The following is a 14,281-nucleotide window of genomic DNA, read 5'->3' as shown; positions in this document are numbered from 1 at the left end:
CCTGAACGGTGTTCAACTGTCGGCCCGCCGACGTGTTCAACTGTCGGCCCGCCGACGTGTTCAACTGTCGGCCCGCCGACGTGTTCAACTGTCGGCCCGCCGACGTGTTCAACTGTCGGCCCGCCGACGTGTTCAACAACTGGAAGGAGCCCGAGTGAGCGACATTCTGACGGTGGCGCGCGAACAGGTGCTGGAGGGTGGAGAAGGTCTGAACCAGGAACAGACGCTGCAGGTGCTGCGACTGCCGGACGATCGTCTCGACGACCTGCTCGCCCTCGCGCACGAGGTCCGAATGTCCTGGTGCGGGCCGGATGTCGAGGTCGAGGGCATCATCAGCCTCAAGACAGGCGGCTGCCCCGAGGACTGTCATTTCTGTTCCCAATCCGGGCTTTTCGCCTCACCCGTGCGCAGCGCCTGGCTCGACGTGCCGAGCCTGGTAGAAGCGGCCAAGCAGACGGCCAAGACCGGCGCGACGGAGTTCTGCATCGTCGCCGCCGTCCGGGGCCCCGATGAGCGGTTGCTGGCGCAGGTCGCCGCCGGCATCGAGGCGATCCGCAACGAGGTCGACATCCAGATCGCCTGCTCGCTGGGCATGCTCACCGCCGACCAGGTCGAGCGCCTCGCCGAGATGGGCGTGCACCGCTACAACCACAACCTAGAAACGGCGCGGTCCTTCTTCACCAACGTCGTCACCACCCACACCTGGGAAGAGCGGTGGGACACCCTGCGCATGGTCGGCGAGGCCGGTATGGAGGTGTGCTGCGGCGGCATCCTCGGCATGGGGGAGACCCTCGAGCAACGCGCCGAATTCGCCGCGAACCTCGCCGAACTGGACCCGCACGAGGTGCCGCTGAACTTCCTCAACCCGCGGCCGGGCACCCCGTTCGGGAACCTGGAGGTACTCCCCGGTGCCGAGGCGCTCAAAGCCGTCGCCGCGTTCCGCCTCGCGCTGCCCCGAACCATGCTCCGTTTCGCCGGCGGCCGCGAGATCACCCTGGGTGATCTGGGCGCCAAGAAAGGCATCCTGGGCGGCATCAACGCGGTGATCGTCGGCAATTACCTGACCACGCTCGGCCGCCCGGCCGAGGCCGACCTTGAATTGCTCGACGACCTGCGGATGCCGATCAAGGCGCTCAACGCCAGCTTGTGATGGTGCCGAAGTTCAACACCTACACTGGCGAACCCGCTGGCGGCGTGGTGCCGACCGCGGCTCAGATGGGTCTGGAGCCACCGCGCTTCTGCGCCGAGTGCGGCCGCCGGATGGTGGTGCAGGTACGTCCGGACGGATGGTGGGCGAAGTGCTCTCGGCACGGCGTCCTGGATTCGGACGACCTGGACACTCAACGGTGAATGCTGCGGCTCCGCGTTTCTCCCGCCGAAAGGCCGCGTCGACCACTGTCGCCGGCTTGGTGGCGGGCGGTGCGGTCACCGGTGCGTTGTGGTCGGTGCTCGCGCCGCCTGTGCACGGCGTCGTCGCGCTGACGCGGGCCGGTGACCGCATCCGCGCGTATCTCGGCAGTGAGGCCGACCACTTCTTCACCTCGGCGTTCCTGTTCGTCGGCATGCTGTCGGTGCTCGGCGTCGTGGCGGCGGTCTGGCTCTGGCAGTGGCGGGCGCACCGCGGTCCCGTACTGGTCACGGCGCTCGCGGTCGGTGGCGCGGGTGCGGCCGCGGCGGCGGCCGGCGTCGGGGCGGCGCTGATGCGCATGCGGTACGGCACGGTCGACGTGGCCGGCGCGCCCGTGACGCCTGAGCGCCGGGTGCACTACGTCGTCGAGGCGCCCGGGGTGTTCTTCGGACACACGCCGCTGCAGATCGCATGTTCGCTGGTGTTCCCGGCCGCCCTCGCCGCGTTGGTCTATGCGATATGCGCGGTCTCGACCGCCCGCGACGACCTCGGCGGCTGGCCGCCGCAGGACCACCAGCCGGTCAGCGGCCGAACTGAGACAGTGGACGGCGCTCTACCCGTTGGCCCGCAATCACCTTCGCAATGATCGTCGCGAGGCCGCAGCATGCCGCGGTAGCGGTGGGTTCAGCAGTCGGCCACTTGGTGTTGGTGCGGGTAGGTGACGCCGGCGTCGCGGTGCGAGCTCGATGCTGTGGAGACGTGCTGAACCTCCGGGTCTGCAGGACGTCCGATACCGCCGGTCGACCAGCTTGCCCATGCCCATGCCGGCCCACCGCGGCACCGCATCGCCGCAGACCCGAGTGGAGGCTGCACGTTCAGCCGGCGGAACGCGTTGCCGAGATCGGGCGCCGGCGAGCCGACACCGCGCCGACCACGTCGAGTTCGGGGCGTAGGTGTCGCAGGTCTCCGCCGCCGGCGGTTGCCAGTCCGCCGGAGTAATCCCACAGGTCCACCGGTGCCTCCGTCGACAGCGCGAGGCGGGCGAGGCCATGACCCCGTCGAACGCGTGGTAGCCGGGTCGCGGGGCCGGCCCCAGATGCCGTGCGCGCCCCCATGGGTTGCGCGTATTCGAAACCGGCTGGCGGGTCGTAGAACTGGTTCGCCGGGACAGACGGCCGGGCACCTCGGGCGACGTGCTCGTGGTGCGGCTGGCCGATCCACTCGGCGCCGGTGTCCCGCGCCATGCGGCCCAAGTCCATCCGGCGAAGGACTACTTACTGTAAGAATCTATGAGATCCACTCGCCTCACCCGGGGGGACGAAGCGCGGCAAATTCGTCGGTCACCCGGTAGCGGGATTCGGTGAACCGGTACAGGGCCGGCGGTCGGCCCCCCGCCCGTCCCGAGCGGGCGGTGGAACCGGTTCTGGTGATGACGTTGCGGCGTTCCAGCACGCGCTGCAGGTTGGTGGCGTCCACCTGGTAGCCGAGCGCCGCGCAATAGATGTCCCGCAGCGTCGATATCGCGAAATCGGTTGGTGTCAAGGCGAATCCGATGTTTGTGTACGACAGTTTGGCCGCCAGCCGGGTGTGGGCGTGTTCGACCATCGGGCGGTGGTCGAACGCCATCTCGGGCAGCTCGGAGACCGGGTGCCAGCAGGTGTCCGACGGCAGTGCCGGGGTGGCGGCCGAGGGCACCAGGCCCAGGAACGTCGAGGCGATGGTCCGCCCGCCGGGAACGCGTGCCGGATCGGAAAACACGGCGAGTTGCTCGAGGTGGGCTATCTCACGCAGGTCCACTTTCTCGGCCAGCTGGCGCCGCACGGAGGTGGTGAGGTCCTCATCGTGGCCGAGCCGGCCGCCTGGTAGGGACCATCGGCCCCGCTCGGGGTCGAGCGCGCGTTGCCACAGCAGCACGTGTAGGGCCGGCTGGCCCTCGCCGGAGTCGACGCCGCGAACCTGGAATACGACGGCGAGCACTTCGTGGGCGGTGCTACCATAAGTCATGTTTTCGATTGTAAGTCGAAAACCGGGAGGAGCTCATCGTGACGCTGCTTGACGAGACGTTTCCGGCGAAGTTCGGCGATGACGTCGCGCCCACCGAGGAGTGGGCCGACGAGATCCGCCGGCTGGCCCGGCAGCGTGGGGCCACCGTGCTCGCGCACAACTATCAGCTGCCGGCCATCCAGGACGTCGCCGACCACGTCGGGGACTCCCTGGCGCTGTCGCGCATCGCGGCCGAGGCGCCGGAGGACACCATCGTGTTCTGCGGTGTGCACTTCATGGCAGAGACCGCCAAGATCCTCTCGCCGGACAAGACGGTGCTGATCCCCGACGCCCGGGCGGGCTGCTCGCTGGCCGATTCGATCACCGCGGACGACCTGCGTGAGTGGAAGACGGAGTACCCCGGCGCGGTTGTCGTGTCGTACGTCAACACCACCGCCGCGGTGAAGGCAGAGACCGATGTCTGCTGCACGTCCTCGAATGCCGTCGACGTCGTCGCGTCCATTCCCGCCGACCGCGATGTGCTGTTCTGCCCCGACCAATTCCTCGGCGCCCACGTCCGCCGCGTCACCGGCCGGACCAACATGCACATCTGGGCCGGCGAGTGCCACGTGCACGCCGGCATCAACGGCGACGAACTCGCCGACCAGGCCCGCGCGCATCCGGACGCCGAACTGTTCGTGCACCCCGAATGCGGATGCGCAACCTCGGCGCTCTACCTCGCGGGTGAGGGGGCATTTCCGGCCCACCGGGTGAAGATCCTGTCTACGGGAGGCATGCTCGACGCGGCCCGCGACAGCCAGGCGAGCCAGGTCCTGGTCGCCACCGAGGTCGGGATGCTGCACCAACTGCGTCGTGCGGCTCCGGAGATCGACTTCCAGGCGGTCAACGACCGGGCTTCGTGTCGGTACATGAAGATGATCACGCCAGGTGCGCTGCTGCGCTGCCTGACCGGCGGCACCGACGAGGTCCACGTCGACCAGGACACCGCACGGCTGGCCCGGCGCAGCGTGCAGCGGATGATCGAGATCGGGCAGTCCGGCGGCGGGGAATGACCGGACCCGGGAGCAGGAGCGCAGCGACCGCGGGGAAGCCTTCCAGTCGCGGCTGCGGCGGCACCACGTACTGGCACCAGCGCGCTGACGTCGTCGTGATCGGGACCGGCGTGGCCGGTCTGGTGTCGGCGCTGGCCGCGCACCGCCGCGGCCGCCGGGTCATCGTGCTGAGCAAGGCCGCCGAACAGGCCGGGTCGACGGCCACCGGGTACGCCCAGGGTGGAATCGCCGTGGTGCTGCCGGCCACGTTGCGGGAGGACGGCGATTCGGTGGACGCCCACATCGCCGACACACTCACCGCCGGTGGCGGGTTGTGTGACGCCGATGCGGTGCGGTCCATCGTGGCCGACGGCTACCGAGGGGTGCGCGACCTCGTCGGCGACGGCGCCCGCTTCGACGAAGCCGCCCCTGGCCGCTGGTCCCTTACGCGCGAAGGCGGACATTCCCGGCGGCGGATCATCCATGCCGGCGGCGATGCCACCGGCGCCGAAGTGCAGCGCGCCCTCGACCACGCGGCGCGGGTACTCGACGTCCGCCACAACCACGTGGCGGTCCGGGTGCTGCGCGACGACGCGGGGGTGACCGGCGTGCTGGTCCTCAACGAGGACGGGCCCGGCATCGTGCACGCCCCCGCGGTGATCCTCGCGACCGGCGGCCTCGGCCACCTCTACGCCGCCACCACGAACCCGCAAGCATCCACCGGCGACGGAATCGCGCTGGCTCTGTGGGCCGGCGTGCCGGTCAGCGACATCGAATTCGTCCAGTTCCATCCGACCATGCTGTTCGACGGGTGCACCGGTGGCAGGCGTCCGCTGATCACCGAGGCGCTGCGCGGAGAAGGTGCCCGACTCGTCGACGCACACGGAGATCCGGTGACGGCCGCGGTGCATCCACTGGGTGATCTGGCGCCGCGTGACGTGGTTGCCGGCGCGATCGACGCGCGGATGAAGGCCAGCGGCGAACCGTGCGTCTACCTTGACGCCCGCCACCTCAGCGGGATCGCGCACCGTTTCCCGACGGTCACTGCCGCGTGCCTACAGGCCGGTATTGACCCCACGCGTCAACCCATCCCCGTCGTGCCCGGAGCGCACTACAGCTGCGGTGGTGTGGTCACCGATGTCGACGGCCGCACCGCACTACCCGGTTTGTTCGCGGCCGGCGAGGTGGCCCGCACCGGTATGCACGGCGCCAACCGGCTGGCGTCGAACAGCCTGCTCGAGGGTCTGGTCGTGGGCGGCCGGGCAGGGCGCGGTGCCGCCGACCACGCCGCCGCGGTGGGTCCCACCCGCGCCGTCGCTCCTGACCGCCTCGTGGGCGAGGCGCTCGGCCGGCGGAACCTGCAGGTGGCGATGAGCCACGACGCCTCGGTGGTGCGCGACGCCGCGGGGCTGCTGCGGCTGGGCGACGTGCTGGCGAGGGCGACCTCACGCCCGCTGCGCTCCCTCGCCGACGTGGAGGACACCGCGCTCACCCTGACCGCGCGGGCGGTGTCCGTCGCCGCGCTGCAGCGCGCCGAGTCGCGGGGTTGCCACCACCGCGCAGACCACCTTGACGCCGACCCCGCACACGCCGTCAGCGGTGCGGTTGACCTCGACGAACACGGACACCTACGACTGAAGGTGAGGGCAGACGCGTGCTGCTGAGTCAACTGTCGAAAGCGGAGATCGCCGAGGCGCATGCGGTCGTGTCACGTGCACTCGAGGAGGATCTGCGATACGGGCCGGACGTCACCACACAGGCGACCGTGCCGCCCGACGCGGCCACGACCGCGTCGATGCGCACCCGTGAATCAGGGGTGGCCGCGGGAGTCGACGTGGCACTGTTGGTGCTCGACGAGGTACTCGGTCCCGACGGCTACCGCGTGACCGATCGGGTCGAGGACGGCGCCCGTCTCCAGCCGGGCGCGGCGCTGCTCACCCTGCAAGCCCCCACCCGAGGTCTGTTCACGGCCGAGCGCACGATGCTCAACCTCGTGTCACATCTGTCTGGAATCGCCACCACGACCGCTCAGTGGGTCGACGCGGTGGCGGGTACCGGCGCCAAGATCCGCGACACCCGCAAGACGTTGCCGGGCCTACGGGCATTGCAGAAGTACGCGGTGCGGGTCGGTGGTGGCGAGAACCACCGCATGGGTCTTGGCGATGCGGTGCTGATCAAGGACAACCATGCGGCGGCCGCCGGTTCCGTGGTGGCCGCGCTACGGGCCGTGCGGGCCGCGGCGCCCGGACTGGCGTGTGAGGTCGAGGTGGATTCGCTCGAGCAACTCGACCAGGTGCTCGCCGAGGACGTCGAGTTGGTACTGCTCGACAACTTCCCGGTCTGGCAGACCCAGATCGCGGTGCAGCGTCGTGACTCGAACTCGCCGGCCACCAAACTGGAATCCTCCGGCGGGCTGTCTTTGGGGACGGCGGCCGAGTACGCGGGCACCGGCGTCGACTACCTCGCTGTCGGGGCGCTGACCCACTCGGTGGGTGTGCTCGACATCGGACTGGACGTCTGATTCATTGACCGGCAGGGCAAATGGCGTTGCCGGAGCGGGTCGCGGCCGAACGACGGCGAGTAGTCCCACTGGCAGGACACCCGTGCCAGCGGTCAGCTCACGTCGGCGACGAAAACCGCAAGGTTACGGGCCTGCCGGCGCGCGAACGACGGCAGGGCCGTGACCTCACGCCCGTTGGGCACGATCCGGGGGTTCACGATGTGCAGTTCGTCACGGAAAAGCTTGATGTCGGCCTCGCCCGCGGCGATCGCGTTACGCGCCCAGTCGGTCATCCCGTGGCCGAGGACGATCGCGATCTCGCTGCCTTTGCGGTAGGCCGTCACGGGTGTCTCGAAGCGTCGCCCGGAGCGTCTACCAGTGTGTTTGATGAGCGCCAGGCCGGGTAGGTGCCCGGCCAGCGGCCTGATGACCGGATTGAAGTAGGTGCTCTGAAGGCGATCCAGCCACTCCGGGAACATCTTCGGTAATTCCGACACGACGGCTCCAATACGATTTGGCCTGCTCTGGGACAATGGACAGCGTGAATGTATCGCCGGTGACGATGGCCCGCATTGACTTGCGCGGCAGGACGCTGTCCACCGCGCAGTTGCGGTCGGCGCTGCCTCGCGGCGGTGTCGACGTCGACGCCGTCGTGCCGAAGGTGCGCCCGATCGTCGACGCCGTGGTCGACCGCGGCGCCGAGGCAGCGCTGGAGTACGGCGAGGCGTTCGACGGCATCCGTCCCGGTGCGGTACGTGTACCGGCCGAGCGGCTGGCCGCGGCGCTGGCCGCCCTCGACGCCGACGTCCGCGCGGCGCTGCAGGTAGCGATCGACCGCGCCCACGCCGTCCACGCCGACCAGCGCCGCACCGACACCACGACCACCCTCGGGCCGGGGGCGACCGTCACCGAGCGGTGGGTGCCCGTCGAGCGGGTCGGCCTCTACGTGCCGGGCGGCAACGCGGTCTACCCGTCGAGCGTGGTGATGAACGTGGTGCCCGCCCAGACCGCGGGCGTCGACTCACTGGTCATCACCAGCCCGCCGCAGGCGAACTCGCAGAGCCGGTTCAAGGGCCTGCCGCACCCCACCATCCTGGCAGCCGCCGCGTTGCTCGGCGTCGACGAGGTGTGGGCGGTCGGCGGCGCCCAGGCTGTCGCACTACTGGCCTACGGCGGCATCGACACCGACGGCACCGAACTGGCGCCGGTGGACATGATCACCGGACCGGGCAACATCTACGTCACCGCGGCCAAGCGCATCTGCCGCTCGCAGGTCGGTATCGATGCCGAGGCAGGGCCGACCGAGATCGCCGTGCTAGCCGACCACACCGCCGATCCCGTCCACGTCGCGGCTGATCTGATCAGCCAGGCCGAACACGACGAGATGGCCGCCAGCGTGCTCGTCACCACCAGCACCGACCTGGCCGACGCCACCGACCGCGAACTGCGGCGGCAACTGGAGACCACGGTGCATCGGCAGCGTGTCAGCACGGCGCTGACCGGCGAGCAGTCCGCGATCGTGCTCGTCGACGATCTCGAGGCCGGGGTGCGGGTCGTCAACGCATACGCCGCAGAGCATCTCGAGATTCACACCGTGGACGCCGCGCGGGTGGCCGGCCGAATCCGTTCTGCCGGTGCGATCTTCGTCGGGACGTACGCACCGGTCAGCCTCGGCGACTACTGCGCGGGGTCGAACCACGTCCTGCCGACGGCGGGGTGCGCCCGCCACTCCAGCGGACTGTCGGTGCAGACCTTCTTGCGCGGCATCCACGTCGTCGACTACACCGAAGCGGCGCTCAAAGACGTGTCACGCCACGTCATCACGCTGGCGCAGGCCGAGAACCTGCCCGCCCACGGTGAAGCGGTGCGACGGAGGTTCGAGAGATGACGGCGGGGGAGCGGGTCACCCTGGCCGACCTGCCCCTGCGGGAGGACTTAAGGGGCAAGTCACCCTACGGCGCACCGCAACTGCGGGTGCCGGTGCGGCTGAACACGAACGAGAACCCACACCCGCCGAGCCAGGCACTCGTCGCTGACGTGACCCGCTCGGTGGGTGAGGCGGCGGCACATCTGCACCGCTATCCCGACCGGGACGCCGTGGCGCTGCGCAGCGACCTCGCCGATTATCTGAACCTTCGGACCGGCGTCGAGCTGAGCATGCAAAACCTCTGGGTGGCAAACGGTTCTAACGAGGTGCTGCAGCAGCTGCTGCAGGCTTTCGGTGGCCCGGGCCGCAGCGCGATCGGATTCGTGCCGTCGTATTCGATGCACCCGATCATCGCCGACGCCACCCACACCGAATGGCTGCAGGCGTTGCGCGCCGACGATTTCGGTCTCGACACCGACACCGTCGTGCGTGAGATCACCGCCCGGCGGCCCGACCTGGTGTTCCTCACCAGCCCGAACAACCCGTCCGGGCAGAGCGTTCCGCTCGACGACCTCCGCCGATTGCTCGACGCCATGCAGACCGGGATCCTCATCCTCGACGAGGCCTACGGTGAGTTCTCCTCGCAGCCTAGCGGTGTAGCGCTGATCGACGAGTACCCCGCCAAGCTTGTCGTCAGCCGCACCATGAGTAAGGCCTTCGCGTTCGCCGGCGGGCGCCTCGGCTATCTGGTCGCCGCCCCAGCCGTCATCGACGCGATGCTGCTGGTGCGGTTGCCCTATCACCTGTCGTCGCTGACCCAGGTCGCCGCCCGCGCGGCGCTGCGGCACGCCGAGGACACGCTGGCCGGCGTCGCCACCCTGATCGCCGAACGCGACCGGGTCGCAATCGGATTGAGCCAGCTTGGTTTCCGCGTCGTGCCCAGCGATGCCAACTTCGTCCTGTTCGGCGAGTTCGCCGATGCGCCCGCCACCTGGCAGCGCTACCTCGATCAGGGTGTGCTCATCCGGGATGTGGGCATACCCGGCTACCTGCGGGCCACCACCGGGCTGGCCGAAGAGAACGATGCGCTGCTGGCCGCCTCAGCCCGCCTCGTCGAGACCGAACTCGCGGCAAGATTAGGAGCCTCATGACCGACATGCTGACCGGCACCCGCCGCGCCCGCGTCGAACGCAAGACCAAGGAATCCGACATCCTCGTCGCTCTCGATCTCGACGGCACCGGAATCGTCGACATCCGCACCGGTGTGCCCTTCTTCGATCACATGCTCACCTCGCTGGGCAGCCACGCCAGCTTCGACCTCACCGTGCACGCCACGGGCGACATCGAGATCGAAGGCCACCACACGGTCGAGGACACCGCGATCGTGCTCGGGCAGGCGCTCGGACAGGCGCTCGGCGACAAGCAAGGCATCCGCCGCTTCGGTGACGCGTTCATCCCCATGGACGAATGTCTCGCCCATGCCGCCGTGGACGTGTCCGGTCGACCATACTTCGCGCACACCGGTGAACCCGACTACATGGTGGAGTTCACCATCGCCGGGTCGGGCGCGCCGTACCACACGGTGATCAACCGGCACGTCTTCGAATCCCTGGCCTTCAACGCCCGTATCGCACTGCACGTGCGCACGCTCTACGGCCGCGATCCGCACCACATCACCGAGGCGCAGTACAAGGCCGTGGCGCGGGCGTTGCGCCAGGCCGTCGAACTCGACCCACGTGTGACCGGGGTGCCGTCCACGAAAGGCTCGCTGTAGACATGTCGAAGAAGGTCACCGTCCTCGACTACGGCTCGGGCAACCTGCGGTCGGCCCAGCGGGCGGTCGAGCGGGCCGGTGCCGACGTCGAGGTCACCGCGGACGCCGACGCCGCACTGAACGCCGACGGCCTGGTCGTGCCGGGCGTCGGGGCGTTCCAGGCGTGCATGGCCGGCCTGCGCGAGGTCGGCGGAGAGAAGGTCATCGCCGAGCGCATCGTGGCGGGCCGACCGGTCCTCGGCGTGTGCGTGGGCATGCAGATCCTGTTTTCGCGCGGCGTCGAATTCGGTGTCGAGACCGCCGGATGCGGCCAATGGCCGGGATCGGTGGTGCGCCTCGACGCCCCGGTGATCCCGCACATGGGCTGGAACGTCGTCGACGCCCCGGCCGGGACCACGCTGTTCCGCGGGCTCGACCCCGACACCCGGTTCTACTTCGTGCACTCCTATGCCGCGCAGCAGTGGGAGGGCAATCCTGACACCCTGCTGACGTGGGCGACCCACCACGTTCCGTTTCTCGCCGCCGTCGAGGACGGTCCGCTGTCGGCCACCCAGTTCCACCCGGAGAAGAGCGGCGACGCAGGTGCCACGCTGCTCCGCAACTGGGTCGAGGGGCTCTGATCTAAGGTTGTCCGCCGTGTCCCAGAACTCCCTGCCAGAGAAGTCGGTGTCCGGAAACAAGCCGTTGATCCTCCTCCCCGCCGTCGACGTCGTCGAAGGCCGTGCCGTGCGCCTGGTCCAGGGCAAGGCCGGCAGCGAGACTGAATACGGGTCGGCGCTCGACGCCGCGCTAGGTTGGCAGCGCGACGGGGCGGAGTGGATTCATCTCGTGGACCTCGACGCCGCCTTCGGTCGCGGTTCCAACCGCGAACTGCTCGCCGACGTCGTCGGGCGGTTGGACGTGGCGGTAGAACTGTCCGGGGGCATCCGCGACGACGACTCGCTCGAGGCCGCGCTGGCCAGCGGGTGCGCCCGGGTCAACATCGGCACCGCCGCGCTGGAGAACCCACAGTGGTGCGCGAAGGTCGTCGCCGAGTACGGCGACAAGGTGGCGGTCGGCCTCGACGTGTTGATCGTCGACGGGGCACACCGGCTGCGCGGCCGCGGGTGGGAGACCGACGGCGGCGATCTCTGGGAGGTGCTCGACCGCCTGGATTCCGAGGGTTGCTCGCGCTACGTCGTGACCGACGTCACCAAGGACGGCACCCTGGAAGGGCCGAACCTCGATCTGCTCGGCCGTGTCGCCGACCGCACCGATGCGCCGGTGATCGCCTCCGGCGGGGTGTCAAGCCTCGGCGATCTGCGCGCGATCAGCACGTTGACCGGGCGTGGCGTCGAGGGTGCGATCGTCGGAAAAGCGCTGTACGCCGGGCGATTCACGCTGCCCGAGGCGCTGGCAGCGATGGGGCAGTAGGGCGTCGGATGGCACTGGACGAGACCGACCTGCTGGGTCTGGTCGACGAGGCGGCGGCGATACTCGACGCCGCTTCCGAACCCTTCATCAGTGGGCACCGCGCCGAATCCGCGGTGCAGAAGAAGGGCAACGACTTCGCCACCGAGGTCGACCTCAAGATCGAACGCCAGGTGGTCGACGCACTCACCGCTGCAACCGGCATCGAGGTGCACGGTGAGGAGTACGGCGGTGCCGACATCGACTCACCACTGGTGTGGATCCTCGACCCGATCGACGGGACCTTCAACTACGCCGCCGGGCTGCCCACCGCCGCGATCCTGCTCGGTCTGCTGCGCGACGGCGAGCCGGTCGTGGGGCTGACATGGCTGCCGTTCATGTCGCAGCGCTACACCGCTGTGATCGGGAATCCGCTGTACGTCAACGGTGTCGCGCAACCTGCGCTGCAGAGCGGGGCGCTGTCGGACTGTGTCGTCGGGACCGGGACGTTCAACATCGACTCGCGGGGGCGCTTCCCCGGCCGCTGGCGGGTGGCGCTGCTGGAAAATCTGAGCAGACAGTGCAACCGGATACGGATGCACGGCGCCACCGGACTCGACCTGGCGTACACGGCCGCCGGCGTTCTCGGTGGGTCGATCAGCTTCGGCCATCACATTTGGGATCACGCCGCCGGTGTCGCGCTGGTGCGGGCGGCTGGTGGTGTGGTCACCGACCTGGCCGGGGCGCACTGGACCCCCGAGTCGAGATCCGTGCTCGCCGGCTCACCACAGGTGCACGGTGAGATCCTCGACATCGTCGCGTCCGTCGGCGCCCCGGAGGAGTTCTGATGGCCGCCGACCGAGAACTCGCCGTCCGGGTGATCCCGTGCCTCGACGTCGACGCCGGCCGCGTCGTCAAAGGGGTCAACTTCGAGAACCTGCGCGACGCTGGTGATCCGGTGGAACTGGCCGCCGTCTACGACGCCGAGGGTGCCGACGAGTTGACGTTCCTCGACGTCACCGCATCGTCGTCGGGTCGTTCCACGATGCTCGACGTGGTGCGCCGCACGGCCGAACAGGTGTTCATCCCGCTGACCGTCGGTGGTGGAGTGCGCGCGATCGCCGACGTCGACGCGTTGTTGCGGGCCGGCGCCGACAAAGTTTCGGTGAACACCGCGGCCGTCGTTCGCCCGGAACTACTGGCCGAACTGGCCCGACAGTTCGGGTCGCAGTGCATCGTGTTGTCGGTGGACGCCAGAACTGTGCCCAAGGGAGAACCGCCCACCCCGTCCGGGTGGGAGGTGACCACCCACGGCGGTCGACGCGGCACCGGGATCGACGCCGTCGAATGGGCAACGCGCGGAGCCGAACTCGGCGTGGGCGAGATCCTGTTGAACTCCATGGATTTCGACGGCACCAAGGCCGGGTTCGACCTGCCGATGCTGCGGGCGGTGCGGGGCGCGGTCAGCGTGCCCGTGATAGCCAGCGGCGGCGCCGGCGCGGTGGAGCACTTCGCCCCCGCGGTGCACGCGGGCGCCGACGCGGTGTTGGCCGCCAGCGTCTTCCACTTCAAGGAACTGACAGTTGGTCGGGTCAAGGCGGCGATGGCGGCCGAAGGGATCACGGTGCGGTGATGAGCGCCTGCGCGAAGAACAGACAACCCTGATGGCTCTCGACCCGGAGCTCGCCTCGCGGCTCAAACGCGACGCCGACGGCCTCTTCGTCGCGGTCGCCCAGGAGCGGGGCACCGGTCAGGTGCTGATGGTGGCGTGGATGGACGACATCGCGCTGGACCGCACGCTGCGCACCCGCAAGGCCACCTACTGGTCCAGGTCGCGCGGTGCGCACTGGGTCAAGGGCGAGACGTCAGGGCACACCCAGTTCGTGCACTCGGTCCGGTTGGATTGCGACGGCGATACCGTGCTGCTCGAGGTGGACCAGACCGGCGCCGCATGCCACACCGGCGCCCACACCTGTTTCGACGCCGACGCGCTGCTGACCCCCGAGGCTTAGCCCTAGCTTTGGCGGTCTGGCGCCGGCGCAACACGGTCAGCGCCTTGTCGGCGTGGGCCTCCATGTTGAGTTCACTGGAGAACACCTCGAGCAGCGGTCGGTCGGTGTCGATGACGAACGTCGTGCGCTTGACCGGCATCAACTTGTCGAGCAGGCCGCGCTTGACGCCGAATTGCTGCGCGATCGCGCCGTGGGCGTCGGAGAGTAACGGATAGTCGAAACGCTGGGTCTCGGCGAAGCGGGCCTGCTTGTCGACCGTGTCGGTGCTGATGCCGACGCGCGATGCGCCGACGGCGGCGAACTCGGCGGCGTTCACGCTGCGCCTCCTGATGGCGAACGGGCCTGCAGCGGTCTGG

At 69.3% G+C, this 14,281-nt stretch carries 18 protein-coding genes and 1 pseudogene; 15 read left to right on the top strand and 4 right to left on the bottom strand.

Annotated elements, in window-relative coordinates:
• Nucleotides 1-8 precede the first annotated feature (8 nt).
• Genes G6N07_RS11090 through G6N07_RS11075 form a run of 4 tightly spaced genes read left to right on the top strand, consistent with a single transcriptional unit; the run spans nucleotide 9 to nucleotide 1,994 of the window.
• Nucleotides 9-158 carry a hypothetical protein gene (locus G6N07_RS11090; RefSeq protein ID WP_163784175.1) on the top strand — a complete coding sequence of 50 codons (150 nt, stop codon included), beginning with the start codon at nucleotides 9-11 and terminating at the stop codon, nucleotides 156-158.
• Entirely contained in the window at nucleotides 155-1,150 is a 996-nt protein-coding gene (bioB, locus tag G6N07_RS11085; RefSeq protein ID WP_085187770.1) for a biotin synthase BioB, read from the top strand. The genes G6N07_RS11090 and bioB overlap by 4 nt, the downstream gene beginning before the upstream one ends.
• Nucleotides 1,150-1,350 carry a biotin synthase auxiliary protein BsaP gene (gene bsaP / locus G6N07_RS11080; RefSeq protein WP_085187949.1) on the top strand — a complete coding sequence of 67 codons (201 nt, stop codon included), beginning with the start codon at nucleotides 1,150-1,152 and terminating at the stop codon, nucleotides 1,348-1,350. The genes bioB and bsaP overlap by 1 nt, the downstream gene beginning before the upstream one ends.
• On the top strand, nucleotides 1,287-1,994 hold the full coding sequence (locus G6N07_RS11075; protein ID WP_085187772.1) for a DUF2567 domain-containing protein: 708 nt from the start codon (nucleotides 1,287-1,289) through the stop codon (nucleotides 1,992-1,994). Before bsaP ends, G6N07_RS11075 begins: the two co-directional genes overlap by 64 nt.
• A gap of 229 nt (nucleotides 1,995-2,223) precedes the next feature.
• On the opposite strand, the gene G6N07_RS11070 is transcribed toward G6N07_RS11075, so the two are convergent.
• A complete protein-coding gene (locus G6N07_RS11070; RefSeq protein ID WP_133055513.1) occupies nucleotides 2,224-2,592 on the bottom strand; it encodes a hypothetical protein in 369 nt (122 codons plus the stop codon).
• A gap of 61 nt (nucleotides 2,593-2,653) precedes the next feature.
• A complete protein-coding gene (locus G6N07_RS11065; RefSeq protein ID WP_179960036.1) occupies nucleotides 2,654-3,325 on the bottom strand; it encodes an NUDIX hydrolase in 672 nt (223 codons plus the stop codon).
• A 65-nt stretch (nucleotides 3,326-3,390) separates the two neighbouring features.
• On the opposite strand from G6N07_RS11065, the gene nadA reads away from it, so the two are divergent.
• Genes nadA through nadC form a run of 3 tightly spaced genes read left to right on the top strand, consistent with a single transcriptional unit; the run spans nucleotide 3,391 to nucleotide 6,904 of the window.
• Nucleotides 3,391-4,404 carry a quinolinate synthase NadA gene (gene nadA / locus G6N07_RS11060; protein WP_099050110.1) on the top strand — a complete coding sequence of 338 codons (1,014 nt, stop codon included), beginning with the start codon at nucleotides 3,391-3,393 and terminating at the stop codon, nucleotides 4,402-4,404.
• The gene (locus G6N07_RS11055; RefSeq protein ID WP_085187780.1) at nucleotides 4,401-6,047 is read left to right on the top strand and encodes an L-aspartate oxidase; all 1,647 of its coding nucleotides are present in this window, start codon (nucleotides 4,401-4,403) and stop codon (nucleotides 6,045-6,047) included. The genes nadA and G6N07_RS11055 overlap by 4 nt, the downstream gene beginning before the upstream one ends.
• The gene (gene nadC / locus G6N07_RS11050) at nucleotides 6,038-6,904 is read left to right on the top strand and encodes a carboxylating nicotinate-nucleotide diphosphorylase (protein ID WP_085187783.1); all 867 of its coding nucleotides are present in this window, start codon (nucleotides 6,038-6,040) and stop codon (nucleotides 6,902-6,904) included. The genes G6N07_RS11055 and nadC overlap by 10 nt, the downstream gene beginning before the upstream one ends.
• Nucleotides 6,905-6,996: 92 nt before the next feature.
• Here nadC and G6N07_RS11045 read toward each other — a convergent pair whose 3' ends face one another.
• Nucleotides 6,997-7,380: a nitroreductase family deazaflavin-dependent oxidoreductase gene (locus G6N07_RS11045; protein WP_085187786.1), complete on the bottom strand. Its 384-nt coding sequence runs from the start codon at nucleotides 7,378-7,380 to the stop codon at nucleotides 6,997-6,999.
• A 35-nt stretch (nucleotides 7,381-7,415) separates the two neighbouring features.
• Between G6N07_RS11045 and hisD the strand changes: the two genes are divergently transcribed.
• The 8 genes from hisD to hisI are packed head-to-tail and all read left to right on the top strand — an operon-like array spanning nucleotide 7,416 to nucleotide 13,925.
• Complete coding sequence (hisD, locus tag G6N07_RS11040; protein WP_085187789.1) at nucleotides 7,416-8,771, top strand: histidinol dehydrogenase; 1,356 nt, start codon at nucleotides 7,416-7,418, stop codon at nucleotides 8,769-8,771.
• Nucleotides 8,768-9,901: a histidinol-phosphate transaminase gene (locus tag G6N07_RS11035; protein WP_085187792.1), complete on the top strand. Its 1,134-nt coding sequence runs from the start codon at nucleotides 8,768-8,770 to the stop codon at nucleotides 9,899-9,901. The genes hisD and G6N07_RS11035 overlap by 4 nt, the downstream gene beginning before the upstream one ends.
• On the top strand, nucleotides 9,898-10,524 hold the full coding sequence (gene hisB, locus G6N07_RS11030) for an imidazoleglycerol-phosphate dehydratase HisB (protein ID WP_085187795.1): 627 nt from the start codon (nucleotides 9,898-9,900) through the stop codon (nucleotides 10,522-10,524). The genes G6N07_RS11035 and hisB overlap by 4 nt, the downstream gene beginning before the upstream one ends.
• 2 nt (nucleotides 10,525-10,526) lie before the next feature.
• On the top strand, nucleotides 10,527-11,144 hold the full coding sequence (gene hisH / locus G6N07_RS11025; RefSeq protein ID WP_085187798.1) for an imidazole glycerol phosphate synthase subunit HisH: 618 nt from the start codon (nucleotides 10,527-10,529) through the stop codon (nucleotides 11,142-11,144).
• A 46-nt stretch (nucleotides 11,145-11,190) separates the two neighbouring features.
• Nucleotides 11,191-11,937 (top strand): bifunctional 1-(5-phosphoribosyl)-5-((5-phosphoribosylamino)methylideneamino)imidazole-4-carboxamide isomerase/phosphoribosylanthranilate isomerase PriA, encoded by a 747-nt coding sequence (gene priA / locus G6N07_RS11020; RefSeq protein WP_085187954.1) that lies wholly within the window; start codon nucleotides 11,191-11,193, stop codon nucleotides 11,935-11,937.
• An 8-nt stretch (nucleotides 11,938-11,945) separates the two neighbouring features.
• Nucleotides 11,946-12,761: an inositol monophosphatase family protein gene (locus tag G6N07_RS11015; RefSeq protein ID WP_085187801.1), complete on the top strand. Its 816-nt coding sequence runs from the start codon at nucleotides 11,946-11,948 to the stop codon at nucleotides 12,759-12,761.
• Entirely contained in the window at nucleotides 12,761-13,546 is a 786-nt protein-coding gene (hisF, locus tag G6N07_RS11010) for an imidazole glycerol phosphate synthase subunit HisF (protein WP_085187804.1), read from the top strand. Before G6N07_RS11015 ends, hisF begins: the two co-directional genes overlap by 1 nt.
• Nucleotides 13,547-13,577: 31 nt before the next feature.
• The gene (gene hisI / locus G6N07_RS11005) at nucleotides 13,578-13,925 is read left to right on the top strand and encodes a phosphoribosyl-AMP cyclohydrolase (protein ID WP_085187807.1); all 348 of its coding nucleotides are present in this window, start codon (nucleotides 13,578-13,580) and stop codon (nucleotides 13,923-13,925) included.
• Between the two features lie 19 nt (nucleotides 13,926-13,944).
• Here hisI and G6N07_RS11000 read toward each other — a convergent pair.
• Nucleotides 13,945-14,235: pseudogene (locus G6N07_RS11000) on the bottom strand (peroxiredoxin); the annotation flags it as partial.
• Nucleotides 14,236-14,281: the final 46 nt, after the last annotated feature.

This window comes from Mycolicibacterium doricum (assembly GCF_010728155.1).
GTDB classification, from domain to species: Bacteria; Actinomycetota; Actinomycetes; order Mycobacteriales; family Mycobacteriaceae; genus Mycobacterium; species Mycobacterium doricum.
This window is presented reverse-complemented; position numbering and strand designations above follow the sequence as displayed.

Bases quoted from the DNA above. Each gene is read 5' to 3' on its own strand.
- bsaP (WP_085187949.1), top strand. From the start codon at position 1,150: ATGGTGCCGAAGTTCAACACCTACACTGGCGAACCCGCTGGCGGCGTG.
- hisH (WP_085187798.1), top strand. From the start codon at position 10,527: ATGTCGAAGAAGGTCACCGTCCTCGACTACGGCTCGGGCAACCTGCGG.
- hisI (WP_085187807.1), top strand. From the start codon at position 13,578: ATGGCTCTCGACCCGGAGCTCGCCTCGCGGCTCAAACGCGACGCCGAC.
- G6N07_RS11075 (WP_085187772.1), top strand. From the start codon at position 1,287: ATGGTGGGCGAAGTGCTCTCGGCACGGCGTCCTGGATTCGGACGACCT.
- G6N07_RS11015 (WP_085187801.1), top strand. From the start codon at position 11,946: ATGGCACTGGACGAGACCGACCTGCTGGGTCTGGTCGACGAGGCGGCG.
- hisD (WP_085187789.1), top strand. From the start codon at position 7,416: ATGGACAGCGTGAATGTATCGCCGGTGACGATGGCCCGCATTGACTTG.
- G6N07_RS11035 (WP_085187792.1), top strand. From the start codon at position 8,768: ATGACGGCGGGGGAGCGGGTCACCCTGGCCGACCTGCCCCTGCGGGAG.
- hisB (WP_085187795.1), top strand. From the start codon at position 9,898: ATGACCGACATGCTGACCGGCACCCGCCGCGCCCGCGTCGAACGCAAG.
- hisF (WP_085187804.1), top strand. From the start codon at position 12,761: ATGGCCGCCGACCGAGAACTCGCCGTCCGGGTGATCCCGTGCCTCGAC.
- G6N07_RS11070 (WP_133055513.1), bottom strand. From the start codon at position 2,592: ATGGCGCGGGACACCGGCGCCGAGTGGATCGGCCAGCCGCACCACGAG.
- G6N07_RS11055 (WP_085187780.1), top strand. From the start codon at position 4,401: ATGACCGGACCCGGGAGCAGGAGCGCAGCGACCGCGGGGAAGCCTTCC.